This window comes from Pseudomonas sp. MH9.3 (assembly GCF_034354675.1).
Taxonomy (GTDB): Bacteria; Pseudomonadota; Gammaproteobacteria; order Pseudomonadales; family Pseudomonadaceae; genus Aquipseudomonas.
On the sequence record NZ_CP133785.1, the window covers coordinates 418,919 to 434,092 of the forward strand.

Here is a 15,174-nt window from a genome sequence, read left to right on the forward strand (position 1 = left end):
CACGGAGAGTCAAGGGATGCCGAATAACGTGAAACTCAGGCCGCGCATGCAACGTCTGTTGTCTCCGGCGGTGACTCAAGCCGAACTGATCGGCATCATCGCCTGGCTGGGCGTGTTGCTGGCCGGGCCGCTGAAGACAGCCGGCATGGCGGAAGGGCTGGTCACGCTGGGGCTGCTGCTGGTGTGCGGCTACCACCGTGTGGCCACCAACTTTTTCGTCTGGCGTGTGCTGGGTGTGGTGTACATGGTGTTGCTGTGCGTGGGTTTCTTCCATGTGATCGGCGCCAACCTGGAGCTGCGCGTGTTTGCCTTGCCGCTGGCGGTGACCCTGGTGGTCAGCAGCGCGCTGCTGTTTATCTCGGTACAGGACTTTTTGCTCTGCGCGGCGCTGGTGTGGGCGGTGATGTGGCCGATCCTCTCCGAGTCGTTCTACGAGGGCGCGCAGGTTTATCTGTTCATCTTCTGCGCGGCGTCGGTGTCGATCGGGTTCATCCTGAGTTTTTCCTACCTGAAGAACCTGCGTTCCGTGCTGCTGGTGGAAAGCGAGTTTCGCGTGCTGGCGCAGACGGACTACCTCACCTCCATTCTCAACCGGCGCGCACTCATGGAGAGTTTTGCCAAGTTGATCGCTGCGGGGCAGAGCGGCTATTTCCTGATGCTGGACATTGACAGTTTCAAGCTCAAGAACGACCAGTTCGGCCACGATGTCGGCGACCGGATTTTGTGCGCCATGGCCGATTGCCTCAAGGCCACACCCGGCAGCCACAGTTTCGGCCGCATCGGCGGTGAGGAATTCGGCGTATTGCTGGTGGGGGACGACCCTTCAGTGGCCAGTGCGTTTGCGTTGCGCCTGCTGCACAACATTCGCTGCAGTGTTGCGCCGCCCCATCATTACACCTGCAGCGCGGGCATGACCGGCTTCGCGGCGGGAGCGGACATGTCGACGGTGCTCAAGAATGCCGACCGCAACCTGTATATGGCCAAGCGCAATGGCAAGGACTGTGTCTATCTGGACGGCGCGCCGGTGCGGGAGCAGTGCGGTGACGCGGACACTCGCGTCACCACCAGGGTCTGAATCAGCCCTGGGCCAGGATGCTCGCCAGCAGCCCGGGAAAGCGCGTCTCCAGTTCCTCGCGGCGCAGCGAGTTCATGTGAGTGGTGCCGACGCTGCGGGTGTGCACCAGCCCGGCGTCACGCAGCACGCGGAAATGGTGGGACATGCTCGACTTGGGGCGCCCACCGTCCAGTTCGCCGCAGGAGGCCTCCGGCACGCCGGCCAGGCAGCGCACGATATCCAGGCGCACGGGATCACTCAGGGCATACAGCAGGCGCTCGAGTGTGAGGTCTTGCAGGGCTGGGTGTTTGAAGGCTCGCATGGCGGCGGATGATAACAGGGGGGTAGCGCCGAATACCATAGTTCGATTACCATCGAACTATCGAATTACCCACTTCACTTCTGGAGTTTCCCGATGACTGCACTGTTCGAACCGTTCACGCTCAAGGATGTGACACTGCGCAACCGCATTGCGATCCCTCCAATGTGCCAATACAGCGCCGATGACGGCATGGTTAATGATTGGCACCTCGTGCACCTGGCCAGCATGGCCCGTGGCGGCGCCGGGTTGCTGGTGGTCGAGGCCACCGCAGTGTCACCGGAAGGGCGCATCACGCCAGGCTGCGCCGGTATCTGGAGCGATGCCCACGCCCAGGCTTTCGTGCCGATGGTCAAGGCGATCAAGGCCGCCGGTGCCGTGCCGGGCATCCAGATCGCCCACGCCGGCCGCAAGGCCAGTGCCAACCGCCCGTGGGAAGGCGATGACCACATGCCACCCTCCGACCCGCGTAGCTGGGAAACCATTGCGCCTTCGGCGATTGCCTTCGGTGCCAACCTGCCCAACGTTCCGCGCGCCATGACCCTGGACGACATTGCCCGCGTCAAGCAGGACTTCGTCGACGCCGCGCGCCGCGCCCGTGACGCCGGCTTTGAGTGGATCGAGCTGCACTTCGCCCATGGCTATCTGGGCCAGAGCTTCTTCTCCGAGCATTCCAACCAGCGTACCGACGCCTACGGCGGCAGCTTCGACAACCGCAGCCGTTTCCTCCTTGAAACCCTGGCCGCCGTGCGTGAAGTCTGGCCGGAGAACCTGCCGCTGACCGCGCGTTTCGGCGTGATCGAATACGACGGCCGCGACGAGCAGACCCTCACCGAATCCATCGAGCTGGCCCGCCGCTTCAAGGCCGGTGGCCTGGATTTGCTCAGCGTCAGCGTAGGTTTCACCATTCCTGACACCAACATCCCATGGGGCCCGGCGTTCCTTGGGCCGGTGGCCGAGCGCGTACGCCGCGAAGCCGGTATTCCAGTGACCTCGGCCTGGGGCTTCGGCACGCCGGACCTGGCTGAAGCTGCGTTGCAAAATGGCCAGCTGGACCTCGTCTCGGTAGGCCGCGCGCACCTGGCCGACCCGCACTGGGCGTATTTTGCCGCCAAGGAACTGGGTGTGGAAAAAGCCTCGTGGACCTTGCCCGCGCCTTACGCGCATTGGCTGGAGCGCTATCGCTAAGGCGAGCTGTACCGCTGCATGAGCCACTCGATCGAGTGGCTTTTTTTTGCGTGGATTTTGTTTGGTAGAACCTTTGATACAAAGTGGACACAAGAAAAATAACAAATGAGAATGCATGTCAAACGAGAATGCATTGATATACCATGCGCCTCGAAATTGGCAGGGATGCCGTCCCATCTGGCTCTTTACTAGGTTCGTTATCCATGCGTCGTACCCTGATTTCCATCTGTGTGCTTCAGGCGTTTTCTCCGTTCACCTGGGCAGAAGATGCTCCCGCCGACAAGGCCAGTATCGAGCTGCAAGCTACCAATGTGACCGGCGCGGCCGACTACGAAACCGCGCAGGGGCCGGTCAAGGGCTACCGCGCCACCCGCTCGGCCAGTGCGACGCGTACCGACACCTCGATTCATGAAACCCCGCAGTCCATCAGCGTGGTGCCCAAGGATGTGGTCGAAGACATCGGCGCCACGCGCCTGCAGGAAGCCCTTGACTATGCCAGCGGTGTGGGTCGGGCGAACAACTTTGGCGGTCAGGGCCTCACCAGCTTCACCGTGCGCGGCTTTACCACTGCCGAGTTCTACCGCAACGGTTTCCCGATCAACCGTGGCTACCCGGCCATGCCGGACGCCAACACCATCGAACGCCTGGAAGTGCTGCGTGGGCCGGCGACCATGCTCTACGGCCGCGGCGATCCCGGCGGCACTTTCAACGTGGTCTCCAAGCAACCCTTGGCCGAGCGCACCGTCACCCTTGGCAGTCAGCTCGATGACCAGGGCATGAAGCGCGGCACCCTCGATGCGTCCGGCCCGCTGGATGAAGAAGGCCGCCTGGCCTATCGCCTGAACGTGGTGGGCGAGGGCGGCGACACTTTCCGCGACCACGTATCCACCGAACGCTACGGCGTGGCCCCGGTGCTGACCTGGCAGGCCAACGACGCGACCAAGGTGATCTTCGAAGGCGACTTCATCCGCAACAATCACCCGCTGGATCGTGGCCTGACGCGCTTCGCCAACCAGCGCAGCACGCCGTCGCGCGACACCTTCTGGGGCGAAAAGTACGCCGGTGACCTGCACAACGACAACAACATGGCCCAGCTGCGTTTCGAGCACATGCTCAACGACAACTGGACCCTCGGCGGCGGTGTCCAGTGGCTGGACGGCACCATGAAGGGCGACGGCGTCGAGGCGAACGATCCCAAGAGCCTGGGCGCCGACGGCCGCACCCTGCAGCGCAACTTCAACTACCGCAAGCTGGAATGGACCGACCAGGATTACCAGCTCAACCTGACCGGGCACTTCTCCACCGGCGGTTTCGAGCACACGCTGCTGACCGGTGTCGAGTACGAAGACTACGACTACAAGTCGATCATCCAGCGTTCCAGCGCGGCGACGGGTGCGTTCCCCATCGACATCTTCAATCCGGTCTACGGCCAGCCGCGTCCAGCGCTGACCCGCACCCCCACCCACGACAAGGAAAACCTCAAGACCTACGCCGTCTTCGTCCAGGACCAGGTGGCGTTGACCGAACGCCTGCGTGTGTTGGCCGGTGCGCGCTTCGAGCGTTTCGAGCATCAGTACACGTCCTATGTGCCGGGCGTGAAACCCTGGGACGCGGCCGACAACGCCGTCACCCCACGGGTCGGCATCCTGTATGACCTGACCGACACCGTAGCCCTGTACGCCGATGCCGCGCGTTCGTTCAAACCCAACACCGGAGCCAGCCGCCTGGGTGGCGGATTCGATCCGGAGCAGGGCAAGTCCTATGAGATGGGGCTCAAGTGGGAGGCGCTGGAGCAGTTGAGCGTTGACGCGGCGATCTACCAGATCGAGAAGAAAAACGTGCAGGGCACCGACCCGCTCGACTCAGCCTTCAACGTTGCGACGGGCCAGGTGCGCAGTCGCGGGTTTGACCTCAACGTGGCCGGCAACCTGACGCCGCAATGGCGGGTGATCGGCGGCTATGCCTACGTGGATGCCGCCGTCACCAAGGACACCACGGTGCGCACCGGCACGCGCCTGGCCAACATCCCGCGCAACAGCTTCAGCCTGCTCAACGTGTATGAGTTCCAGGACGGCACGCTCAAGGGGCTGGGGCTGGGCGCAGGCGGCAAATACGTCGCCGAGCGCGCCGGGCAGACCAGCAACTCGACGTTCACCATGGGCTCTTACACCGTGGTCGACCTGCTTGGTTACTACAAGGTCAACGAAAAGGTCAGGCTGAACCTGGACGTGAAGAACCTGTTCAACAAGGAGTATGAAGAAGGCTCGTTCCTGAACTTCTATGCGTATCCGGGTGAACCGCGCACCGTGCAGGTGGGGATCTCCTACACCCTCTGACCCTGAGCTATCCCTATGACGAACGGGCTTGCTGTGGCAAGTAGGCTTGCTGTGGCGAGCGGGCTTGCCCCGCGTTGGGGTGCGAAGCGCCCCCAATCAGGGAAAACACGGTGTACCTGATACTGCACAGTGTGGTCTTGGGGCCGCTGCGCAGCCCAACGCAGGACAAGCCTGCTCGCCACGACAACCCTGTTCCCACAGGGCCGGGAGCCAGTCTAAAGCGGCGTCAACACGTTCATCACTGTATCCAGCGCCACACGGGTGTCATCCAGCTGCACCAGCGAGGCGTGCCGTGCGCCCAGGGCGTCGCGGTTCTGGATTGCGGTGAGGATCGCCTTGTGCCGGGGCAGACTCAGGCCCTGGATATCCGGACGGCGGTTGGTAATGTTGATCGATTCGCGCAACGGCAGCGACAGCATGTTGCACATGTAGGCGAGCAGGTCGTTGCGCGTGGCGTCGGCGATGGCGCGGTGAAAGTCCAGGTCGGCCTGCAACAGCTGCTCGTGGGTTTTCGCGGTTTCCATGCCCTGGTAGGCCTGCTCGATGCCGGCGATGTCTTCGTCGGTGGCAGTGGTCGCGGCCATCGCGGCGATTTCCGGTTCGAGGATGCGCCGCACGCCAGCCAGTGTGTTGAAAAACTCACTGTGGGGCGTGGACTGCATCAACCAGGACAGCACGTCCGGGTCGAGCAGGTGCCACTTCAGCCGGGGTCGCACCACCGCGCCCACCCGGGGCTTGGAATACACCAGACCCTTGGCGCTCAGCACCCGGGTGGCCTCACGCAGGACCGAACGGCTGACCTTGTATTCCTCGCACAGCGTGGCTTCCATGGGCAGCCGCTCTTCGGGCTTGAAGCGACCGGAAACGATGTGCATGCCCAAGTCCTGAACGATCTGGGCATGCATGCTTTTGCGCGGCTTGGGCGGCTGGTGATCCATAACGACAGGCAGGCTCTGGCTTAGATTCGGCGCATCATAGCATCCCGATTAATGGGAATGCCGTGGGACTTCCGCGCCGCGGCAACCCACCAGAAAGTCGAAGTCGCAGCCCTGGTCCGCCTGCAATACATGGTCGATGTACAGCTGGCGATAGCCGCCGACGATCAGGTTCTGCACAGGCTTGAGGTCAGCCATGCGCGCTGCCAGCTCGGCGTCGGAGATGTCCAGGTGCAGGCGGCCATTGGCGCAGTCCAGTTCGATCCAGTCACCTTCCTGCACCGTGGCCAGCGGCCCGCCCGCAGCGGCTTCAGGGGCCACGTGCAACACCACCGTGCCGTACGCGGTGCCGCTCATGCGTGCGTCGGAAATACGCACCATGTCCGTCACGCCCTGGGCCAGCAGCTTGGCCGGCAGGCCCATGTTGCCCACTTCCGCCATGCCCGGATAACCCTTGGGCCCGCAGTTCTTCATGACCAGAATCGAATTGGCATCCACGTCCAGGTCCGGGTCGTTGATGCGCGCCTTGTACATGTCGAAGTTCTCGAACACCACCGCGCGGCCGCGATGCTGCATCAACTCGGCACTCGCCGCCGAGGGCTTGAGCACCGCACCCAGCGGCGCCAGGTTACCCCGCAGCACGCAAATGCCGCCGTCGGCGCGGATCGGGTTGTCGAGGGTACGGATCACTTCGTCCTGGCCGTAGATCGGCGAGTCCTTGGTGTTTTCGCCCAGGGACTTGCCGTTGACGGTGAGCGCGTTCGGGTGCGGGATCAGATTGGCTTCACCCAGCCGGCGCAGCACCGCCGGCAGGCCGCCGGCGTAGTAGAACTCTTCCATCAGGAAGCGCCCCGACGGCTGCAGGTCGACGATGGTCGGCATGCCCCGGCCGATGCGGGTCCAGTCGTCGAGGTCAAGCTCCACACCGATGCGCCCGGCAATGGCCTTCAAGTGAATCACCGCGTTGGTCGAACCGCCGATGGCCGCGTTCACGCGAATTGCGTTTTCAAACGCTTCCTTGGTGAGGATCTTCGACAGCCGCAAGTCTTCGCGCACCATCTCCACCGCGCGCATGCCGGACATGTGCGCCAGCACATAACGTCGCGCATCCACCGCCGGAATCGCCGCGTTGTGCGGCAGTGAAGTGCCCAGCGCCTCGGCCATGCAGGCCATGGTCGAGGCGGTGCCCATGGTGTTGCAGGTGCCCGCCGAGCGCGACATGCCGGCTTCGGCCGCGAGGAAATCATCCAGGGTAATAGTACCGGCCTTGACCTGTTCACTGAGCTGCCACACCACGGTGCCCGAGCCGATGTCCTGACCCTTGTGCTTGCCGTTGAGCATCGGCCCGCCGGTGACCACGATGGCCGGCACGTCACAACTGGCGGCGCCCATCAACAGCGCCGGGGTGGTCTTGTCGCAACCGGTCAGCAGCACCACGCCGTCAATCGGGTTGCCGCGAATCGCTTCTTCCACGTCCATGCTCGCCAGGTTGCGCGTGAGCATGGCGGTGGGGCGCAGGTTGGATTCACCATTGGAGAACACCGGAAACTCCACCGGGAAACCACCGGCCTCGATCACGCCGCGTTTGACATGCTCGGCAATCTGGCGGAAATGCGCGTTGCACGGGGTCAGCTCCGACCAGGTATTGCAGATACCGATGATCGGCTTGCCATGGAACTGATGGTCGGCAATGCCCTGATTCTTCATCCAGCTGCGGTACATGAAGCCGTTTTTGTCGGCAGTACCAAACCACTGGGCGGAGCGTAGGCCGGGCTTTTTATCAGACATGATCGATTCTCTTATTGTATGACTATATGTTCTATCTGCGGCTAAACATAAGCGCAAATTCGCAGCTTTGGAAGTGTTGTTTTGTAAATAGTCCTACTATATAGTCAGCTTGAATTGAGGTATGACCCTGGCGTTTTTTCGTCAGAGGCGTCCCCGAGCTTCTATAAGAACAACAATCGGAGATCGACCCCCATGAGCCAGGAACTGCGGCTTGTTCGGCGCATTACGCTGAAACTGATTCCCTTCCTGATCCTGCTGTACCTGATTGCCTACGTGGACCGTTCCGCCGTGGGCTTTGCCAAGCTGCACATGGGCGCCGACGTGGGTATCGGCGACGCGGCCTATGGCCTGGGCGCCGGGCTGTTCTTCATTGGCTACTTCCTGTTCGAGATTCCCAGCAACCTGATGCTCGACCGCTTCGGCGCGCGGCGCTGGTTCGCGCGGATCATGATCACCTGGGGCGTCATCACCATCGGCATGGCCTTCGTGCAAGGCCCGCACAGCTTCTATGTGATGCGCTTTCTGCTCGGCGCGGCGGAGGCGGGCTTCTTTCCCGGGGTGCTCTATTACATCACCCAGTGGTTCCCGGTGCGCCATCGCGGCAAGATCCTCGGGCTGTTCATCCTGTCCCAGCCCATTGCGATGATGATCACCGGCCCCGTGTCCGGCGGCCTGCTCGGCATGGACGGCATTCTCGGCCTGCACGGCTGGCAATGGCTGTTCATCGTGATCGGCACCCCGGCGATCCTGCTCACCTGGCCGGTGCTGCGCTACCTGCCGGATGGCCCGCACCAGGTCAAGTGGATGAGCGAGGACGAAAAAGCCTGGCTCAGCGGCGAACTGCACAAAGACCTGCAAGCCTACGGCCAGACCCGTCACGGCAACCCGCTGCACGCCCTCAAGGACACGCGCGTGTTGCTGCTGGCGCTGTTTTATCTGCCGGTGACCTTGAGCATCTACGGCCTGGGCTTGTGGCTGCCGACCCTGATCAAGCAGTTCGGCGGCAGCGACCTCACCACCGGTTTCATCTCCGCCGTGCCCTATCTGTTCGGCATCATCGGCCTGCTGCTGATTCCGCGCAGTTCCGACCGTTTGAATGATCGCTACGGCCACCTCGCTGTGCTTTATGTGCTGGGTGCCATCGGCCTGTTCTTCAGCGCGTGGCTGAATGCGCCGGTGCTGCAGATGGCCGCGCTGTGCCTGGCGGCATTCGCGATGTTTTCCTGCACGGCAGTCTTCTGGACCTTGCCGGGGCGGTTCTTTGCCGGCGCCAGTGCGGCGGCGGGCATTGCGCTGATCAACTCAGTGGGCAACCTCGGTGGCTACATCGGCCCGTTCGTGATCGGCGCGCTGAAGGAATACACCGGTAATCTGGCGTCGGGCCTGTATTTTTTGTCTGCGGTGATGCTGTTCGGGCTGGTGCTGACCCTGGTGGTCTATCGTCTGCTCGAGCGCCGGCATGTACTGCCTGCCGACCAGTTCGCCGCCAGCGCCCGTGGCGCCACACGTAATTAACTCAGGAGAACAGATATGCGTTTAGTCCAGTTCGAATTGCGCAACGGTGAGCGTCGCGTCGGTGTTGTCGATGGCGACACGTTGCGTGAAGTGCAGGGCGCCCACAGCGTGCGCGAATTGGCCCTGGCGGCCATCGACGCAGGCGTGGGCCTGGCGCAGCACGTCGAGCGCCTGGGCCTGGGCGACCGCCATGATTACCCGGCGCTGCTCGCCGACCTGAAGATCCTGCCGCCGCTGGACCACCCGGACCCGGCGCATATGCTGATCAGCGGCACCGGCCTGACCCACCTGGGCAGCGCCTCGGCGCGCGACAAGATGCACCAGCAGGCCGGCGACGAAGGCGCGATGACCGACACCATGCGCATCTTCAAATGGGGCGTGGAGGGCGGCAAACCCGCAGCCGGTCAGGCGGGCGTGCAGCCAGAGTGGTTCTACAAGGGCGACGGCAGCACCGTGGTGCGCCCGGGCGAGGCCTTCCCGTTGCCGCCGTTCGCCGAAGACGCCGGTGAAGAACCGGAGATCGGCGGCCTGTACGTCATCGGCCCCGACAGCAAGCCGTATCGCCTGGGGTTTGCGGTGGGCAATGAGTTCTCCGACCACATCATGGAGCGCAAGAACTACCTCTACCTGGCCCATTCCAAACTGCGCAGTTGCAGCTACGGCCCGGAGTTGCGCGTGGGCGAGCTGCCCCAGCACCTGGCCGGCACCAGCCGCATCCTGCGCAACGGCGAAGAAATCTGGCGGAACGAATTCCTCAGCGGTGAGGCCAATATGTGCCACAGCCTGGAAAACCTCGAATACCACCACTTCAAGTACCGCCAGTTCCTCAAGCCCGGCGACGTGCACATTCATTTCTTCGGCACCGCCACGCTGTCATTCGCCGACGGTATACGTACCCAGGCCGGCGATGTGTTCGAGATCAGCCAGGCCGAATTCGGCGCGCCGCTGGTCAACCGTGTCGGCAGCAGTGCCGCGGCATTCGAACCCGGCAACGTCATCACCCTTTAAAGGAGACCTCACCATGACCCAGTTCCTCGGCCACAATTACATCGGCGGCCAGCGCAGCGCCAACGGCAGCGTCAAGCTGCACAGCGTCGACGCGACCACCGGCGAGGCCTTGCCCCAGGATTTCTACCAGGCCACCCCCGAAGAGGTCGACGCCGCCGCCCTGGCCGCCGCCCAGGCTTACCCGGCTTACCGTGCCTTGAGCGCCGCGCGCCGTGCGCAGTTTCTCGATGCCATCGCCGATGAGCTGGACGGGTTGAGCGACAACTTCATTGAACTGGTATGCCGCGAAACCGCACTGCCGGCCGCGCGTATCAAGGGCGAGCGCGGGCGTACCAGCGGCCAGATGCGCCTGTTCGCCACCGTGCTGCGCCGAGGTGATTTCTACGGTGCGCGTATCGACAAGGCACTGCCGGACCGCCAGCCCATGCCGCGTCCGGACCTGCGCCAATACCGCATCGGCCTCGGCCCGGTCGCGGTGTTCGGGGCAAGCAACTTCCCACTGGCATTCTCCACCGCCGGCGGCGACACCGCCGCAGCGCTGGCGGCCGGTTGCCCGGTGGTGTTCAAGGCCCACAGCGGCCACATGGCCACGGCCGAGCAGGTGGCCAACGCGATCATCCGTGCGGCCGAGGCCACCGAGATGCCGGCCGGTGTGTTCAATATGATCTTCGGCGGTGGCGTCGGCGAAGCCCTGGTCAAGCACCCGGCGATCCAGGCCGTGGGCTTTACCGGTTCGCTCAAGGGTGGCCGCGCACTGTGCGACATGGCGGCGGCGCGTGCGCAACCGATCCCGGTGTTTGCCGAGATGTCGAGCATCAACCCGGTGATCGTGCTGCCCCAGGCCCTCGCAGCCCGCGCCGAAACCGTCGCCCGCGACCTGACCGCCTCGGTGGTGCAGGGGTGCGGCCAGTTCTGCACCAACCCGGGCCTGGTGATCGGCATTGCGTCGCCGGCCTTTACCGCATTCACTCGGCAGGTGGCGCAGTTGATCGGTGAGCAACCGGCGCAAACCATGCTCAATGCCGGCACCCTGGGCAGCTACGGCAAGGGCCTGGAAAAACTTTTCGCACACCCGGGCATCCAGCATCTGGCAGGCACCGCGCAGGCCGGCAATCAAGCCCAACCGCAGTTGTTCAAGGCCGATGCGCAGTTGCTGATCGACGGCGATGAAGTCCTGCAGGAAGAAGTGTTCGGTCCCACCACGGTGTTCGTCGAAGTGGCCGACCAGGCACAACTCAGCGCCGCCCTGCACGGCCTGCACGGTCAACTGACGGCGACGGTGATCGGCGAGCCGGCCGACCTGCAACAGTTCGCCGAGCTCACGCCCCTGCTGGAACAGAAAGTCGGGCGCATCCTGCTCAACGGCTATCCGACCGGCGTGGAGGTGTGCGATTCGATGGTGCACGGTGGCCCGTACCCGGCGACGTCCGATGCGCGTGGCACCTCGGTCGGCACCCTGGCCATCGACCGCTTCCTGCGTCCGGTGTGTTTCCAGAACTACCCTGACAGCCTGCTGCCCGAGGCGCTGAAGAATGCCAATCCGCTGCGTATCCAGCGGCTGGTGGACGGCACGCCGTCGCGCGAGGCGCTGTAAACAACCCGGATCAGGAGGCGTCATGTCGTTTATCGCCGTTACCCCGCACCGTGCGCAGTTGGGCGAGGGGCCATTCTGGGACGCGCCCACCCAGGCGCTGTACTGGGTGAATATCGCCGGCAAACAGGCCCTGCGCCTGATGGGCGGGCAACTGCAGGTGTGGCAATTGCCCGAGCACGTCTCGGCGTTTATCCCGTGCGAAAGCGGCGACGCGCTGGTGACCTTGAGCAGTGGCGTGTATCGCCTGGACCTGGTCACCGAGGCGCTGACCCTGCTGTGCGTGGCCGACCCGCAGGCGGGCAACCGTGGCAATGAAGCGCGCTGCGATGCCCAGGGCCGGCTGTGGCTGGGCACCATGCAGAACAACATCGGCGAGCAGGGTGAGGACCTGCCCATCACCCGGCGTTCCGGCGGGCTGTTTCGCATCGATGCCGATGCGACGGTCACGCCGCTGCTGAGCGGGCTGGGCATTCCCAACACCTTGCTGTGGAGCGACGACGGCCGTCAGGTGCATTTTGGCGACAGCCTGGACGCCACGCTGTATCGGCATGGCATCCAGGCGGACGGTCAGCTTGAGCCGGCGCAGCTGTGGTTCGGCCCGCACGCGCGCGGCGGGCCCGACGGCTCGGCCATGGACGCCGACGGCTATATCTGGAACGCGCGTTGGGACGGCAGTTGTCTGCTGCGCCTGACGCCTGCCGGGGAGGTCGACCGTATCGTCGAACTGCCCGTCAGTCGCCCCACCAGTTGCGTGTTCGGCGGGCCGGATCTCACTACGTTGTACATCACCAGTGCCGCCAGCCCCTTGGGCCATCCGCTGGATGGGGCGGTGCTGGCCATGGAGGTCGACGTGCCAGGCAAGCCCTGTCACCGCTTTGCCGGATAAACCTTGAAAAAACGAACATTCAAAAACAACAACAAGGAGTCACCCTATGAATCGTCGTCGTGGTTTGCGTTCCCTGTGCTGCGCCGCTGTCGCGGTGTCGGCCATGAGCCTGAGCGGCCTGCTGCTGGCTGCTGAAGAAGTAAAAATCGGCTTCCTGGTCAAACAGGCCGAAGAGCCCTGGTTCCAGACCGAATGGGCCTTCGCCGAAAAAGCCGGCAAGGAACACGGTTTCACCGTGATCAAGATCGCCGTGCCCGATGGCGAGAAAACCCTCTCGGCCATCGACAGCCTGGCCGCCAACGGCGCCAAGGGCTTTGTGATCTGCCCGCCGGACGTGTCCCTCGGCCCGGCCATCGTCGCCAAGGCCAAGGCCAACGGCCTCAAGGTGATTGCCGTGGACGACCGTTTCGTCGACGCCAAGGGCGCGTTCATGGAAGACGTGCCGTACCTGGGCATGGCCGCGTTCGAAGTGGGCCAGAAGCAGGGCGCCGCGATGGCCGCCGAAGCGAAAAAACGTGGCTGGGACTGGAAGGACACCTACGCGGTGATCAACACCTTCAACGAGCTCGACACCGGTAAAAAACGCACCGACGGTTCGATCAAATCCCTCGAAGAAGCCGGCATTCCCAAGGACCATATCCTCACTGCCGCGCTGAAAACCCTCGACGTTCCGGGCAGCATGGACGCCACCAACTCGGCGCTGGTCAAGCTGCCCAGCGGCGCGAAAAACCTGATCATCGGCGGCATGAACGACAACACCGTGCTCGGCGGCGTGCGCGCCACGGAAAGCGCCGGGTTTGCGGCGGCCAACGTGATCGGCATCGGCATCAACGGCACCGACGCCATCGGCGAATTGAAGAAGGCCAACAGCGGTTTCTTCGGCTCGATGCTGCCCAGCCCGCACATCGAGGGCTACAACACAGCGCTGATGATGTACGAGTGGGTCACCAAGGGCACCGAACCGCCGAAATACACGGCGATGGACGAAGTGACGCTGATCACCCGGGAAAACTTCAAGGAAGAACTGACCAAAATCGGGCTGTGGAAATGAGTGCGGCCGCCCTGCGTTTTGAGGGTATCGGCAAAACCTTTCCCGGGGTCAAGGCGCTGGACGGCATCTGCTTTACCGCCCAGCCGGGCCAGGTGCATGCGCTGATGGGCGAGAACGGCGCGGGCAAGTCGACGCTGCTGAAAATCCTCGGCGGCGCCTACATTCCCAGCAGTGGCTCGGTGCAGATCGGCGCGCAGACCATGGCCTTCAAATGCGCCGCTGACAGCATTGCCAGCGGCGTGGCGGTGATTCACCAGGAACTGCACCTGGTGCCGGAAATGAGCGTGGCGGAGAACCTGTTCCTTGGGCACCTGCCGTCGCGCTTGGGCGTGGTCAACGGCGGCCTGCTGCGCAAGCAGGCGCTGGCCTGCCTCAAGGGCCTGGCCGATGAAATCGACCCGGATGAAAAGCTCGGCCGCCTGTCCCTGGGCCAGCGCCAACTGGTGGAAATCGCCAAGGCGCTGTCCCGTGGCGCCCATGTGATCGCCTTCGATGAACCCACCAGCAGCCTCTCGGCGCGGGAAATCGACCGGCTGATGGCGATCATCGCGCGCCTGCGCGATGAGGGCAAAGTGGTGCTCTACGTGTCGCATCGCATGGAAGAGGTGTTCCGCATCTGCGACGCGGTCACGGTGTTCAAGGACGGGCGCTACGTGCGCACGTTCGAGGACATGAGCGCGCTGACCCACGACCAGTTGGTGACCTGCATGGTCGGGCGCGATATCCAGGACATCTACGACTACCGCCCGCGCGAGCACGGTGAGGTGGCGCTCAAGGTCGACGGTCTGCTCGGCCCGGGTTTGCGTGAGCCGGTCAGCTTCGAGGTGCGCAAGGGCGAGATTCTCGGGCTGTTCGGGCTGGTGGGGGCAGGGCGCACCGAGCTGTTTCGGCTGCTCTCCGGGCTGGAACGCAGCACCGCAGGGCAGCTGGAGCTGTGCGGCGAAACCCTGCACCTGCGCTCACCGCGCGATGCCATCGACGCCGGCGTGCTGCTGTGCCCGGAAGACCGCAAGAAGGAAGGCATCATTCCGCTGTCCAGCGTGGCGGAAAACATCAACATCAGCGCCCGTGGCGCCCATGCCGCGTTTGGCTGGCTGCTGCGCGAGAAGTGGGAGAAGGGCAACGCCGGCCAGCAGATCCAGGCGATGAAGGTGAAGACGCCCAACGCCGAGCAGAAAATCATGTACCTGTCCGGCGGCAATCAGCAGAAGGCCATTCTCGGCCGTTGGCTGTCGATGCCGATGAAGGTGCTGCTGCTCGATGAGCCGACGCGGGGCATCGACATCGGCGCCAAGTCGGAGATCTACCAGATCATCCATAACCTGGCCGCCAGCGGCATTGCGGTGATCGTGGTGTCCAGTGACCTGATGGAAGTGATGGGGATTTCCGACCGCATCCTGGTGCTGTGCGAAGGCGCCCTGCGCGGCGAACAACGGCGTGAACACGCCACTGAATCCAACTTGCTGCAGCTGGCCTTGCCGCGCGGCCCGGCCCACTGAG

General features: G+C 63.7%; 12 protein-coding genes. 9 read left to right on the plus strand and 3 right to left on the minus strand.

All coding sequences use genetic code 11. The features are described 5' to 3' along the window. Window positions 1-16: 16 nt before the first annotated feature. Window positions 17-1,075: a GGDEF domain-containing protein gene (locus RHM60_RS01690; RefSeq protein ID WP_231421846.1), complete on the plus strand. Its 1,059-nt coding sequence runs from the start codon at window positions 17-19 to the stop codon at window positions 1,073-1,075. Between the two features lies 1 nt (window position 1,076). Here RHM60_RS01690 and RHM60_RS01695 read toward each other — a convergent pair whose 3' ends face one another. Further along, window positions 1,077-1,376, minus strand: a complete 300-nt coding sequence (locus RHM60_RS01695) for an ArsR/SmtB family transcription factor (RefSeq protein WP_209981353.1) — start codon at window positions 1,374-1,376, stop codon at window positions 1,077-1,079. 93 nt (window positions 1,377-1,469) lie between these two features. Between RHM60_RS01695 and RHM60_RS01700 the strand changes: the two genes are divergently transcribed. Continuing rightward, entirely contained in the window at window positions 1,470-2,561 is a 1,092-nt protein-coding gene (locus RHM60_RS01700; protein WP_209981355.1) for an NADH:flavin oxidoreductase/NADH oxidase, read from the plus strand. A 203-nt stretch (window positions 2,562-2,764) separates the two neighbouring features. Continuing rightward, window positions 2,765-4,897 (plus strand): TonB-dependent receptor, encoded by a 2,133-nt coding sequence (locus tag RHM60_RS01705; RefSeq protein ID WP_322213393.1) that lies wholly within the window; start codon window positions 2,765-2,767, stop codon window positions 4,895-4,897. Window positions 4,898-5,112: 215 nt separating this feature from the next. On the opposite strand, the gene RHM60_RS01710 is transcribed toward RHM60_RS01705, so the two are convergent. Both RHM60_RS01710 and RHM60_RS01715 read right to left on the minus strand, forming a co-directional pair. Further along, entirely contained in the window at window positions 5,113-5,835 is a 723-nt protein-coding gene (locus RHM60_RS01710; RefSeq protein ID WP_209981361.1) for a FadR/GntR family transcriptional regulator, read from the minus strand. Between the two features lie 48 nt (window positions 5,836-5,883). Continuing rightward, a complete protein-coding gene (locus tag RHM60_RS01715; RefSeq protein ID WP_322213394.1) occupies window positions 5,884-7,620 on the minus strand; it encodes an IlvD/Edd family dehydratase in 1,737 nt (578 codons plus the stop codon). 192 nt (window positions 7,621-7,812) lie between these two features. Between RHM60_RS01715 and RHM60_RS01720 the strand changes: the two genes are divergently transcribed. Genes RHM60_RS01720 through araG form a run of 6 tightly spaced genes read left to right on the plus strand, consistent with a single transcriptional unit; the run spans window position 7,813 to window position 15,173 of the window. Beyond that, on the plus strand, window positions 7,813-9,135 hold the full coding sequence (locus tag RHM60_RS01720) for an MFS transporter (RefSeq protein WP_322213395.1): 1,323 nt from the start codon (window positions 7,813-7,815) through the stop codon (window positions 9,133-9,135). 15 nt (window positions 9,136-9,150) lie between these two features. Then, window positions 9,151-10,143 (plus strand): AraD1 family protein, encoded by a 993-nt coding sequence (gene araD1 / locus RHM60_RS01725; RefSeq protein WP_322213396.1) that lies wholly within the window; start codon window positions 9,151-9,153, stop codon window positions 10,141-10,143. Between the two features lie 13 nt (window positions 10,144-10,156). Then, window positions 10,157-11,737 carry an aldehyde dehydrogenase (NADP(+)) gene (locus RHM60_RS01730; protein WP_209981368.1) on the plus strand — a complete coding sequence of 527 codons (1,581 nt, stop codon included), beginning with the start codon at window positions 10,157-10,159 and terminating at the stop codon, window positions 11,735-11,737. 22 nt (window positions 11,738-11,759) lie between these two features. Continuing rightward, window positions 11,760-12,623, plus strand: a complete 864-nt coding sequence (locus RHM60_RS01735; protein WP_209981370.1) for an SMP-30/gluconolactonase/LRE family protein — start codon at window positions 11,760-11,762, stop codon at window positions 12,621-12,623. 46 nt (window positions 12,624-12,669) lie between these two features. Continuing rightward, window positions 12,670-13,674 (plus strand): substrate-binding domain-containing protein, encoded by a 1,005-nt coding sequence (locus RHM60_RS01740; RefSeq protein ID WP_015372308.1) that lies wholly within the window; start codon window positions 12,670-12,672, stop codon window positions 13,672-13,674. Then, window positions 13,671-15,173, plus strand: a complete 1,503-nt coding sequence (gene araG / locus RHM60_RS01745) for an L-arabinose ABC transporter ATP-binding protein AraG (protein WP_322213397.1) — start codon at window positions 13,671-13,673, stop codon at window positions 15,171-15,173. Before RHM60_RS01740 ends, araG begins: the two co-directional genes overlap by 4 nt. The last annotated feature ends 1 nt before the right edge of the window (window position 15,174 follow it).

Coding starts and splice junctions, on each gene's coding strand:
- RHM60_RS01690 (WP_231421846.1), top strand. CDS start 17: ATGCCGAATAACGTGAAACTCAGGCCGCGCATGCAACGTCTGTTGTCT.
- RHM60_RS01695 (WP_209981353.1), bottom strand. CDS start 1,376: ATGCGAGCCTTCAAACACCCAGCCCTGCAAGACCTCACACTCGAGCGC.
- RHM60_RS01700 (WP_209981355.1), top strand. CDS start 1,470: ATGACTGCACTGTTCGAACCGTTCACGCTCAAGGATGTGACACTGCGC.
- RHM60_RS01705 (WP_322213393.1), top strand. CDS start 2,765: ATGCGTCGTACCCTGATTTCCATCTGTGTGCTTCAGGCGTTTTCTCCG.
- RHM60_RS01710 (WP_209981361.1), bottom strand. CDS start 5,835: ATGGATCACCAGCCGCCCAAGCCGCGCAAAAGCATGCATGCCCAGATC.
- RHM60_RS01715 (WP_322213394.1), bottom strand. CDS start 7,620: ATGTCTGATAAAAAGCCCGGCCTACGCTCCGCCCAGTGGTTTGGTACT.
- RHM60_RS01720 (WP_322213395.1), top strand. CDS start 7,813: ATGAGCCAGGAACTGCGGCTTGTTCGGCGCATTACGCTGAAACTGATT.
- araD1 (WP_322213396.1), top strand. CDS start 9,151: ATGCGTTTAGTCCAGTTCGAATTGCGCAACGGTGAGCGTCGCGTCGGT.
- RHM60_RS01730 (WP_209981368.1), top strand. CDS start 10,157: ATGACCCAGTTCCTCGGCCACAATTACATCGGCGGCCAGCGCAGCGCC.
- RHM60_RS01735 (WP_209981370.1), top strand. CDS start 11,760: ATGTCGTTTATCGCCGTTACCCCGCACCGTGCGCAGTTGGGCGAGGGG.
- RHM60_RS01740 (WP_015372308.1), top strand. CDS start 12,670: ATGAATCGTCGTCGTGGTTTGCGTTCCCTGTGCTGCGCCGCTGTCGCG.
- araG (WP_322213397.1), top strand. CDS start 13,671: ATGAGTGCGGCCGCCCTGCGTTTTGAGGGTATCGGCAAAACCTTTCCC.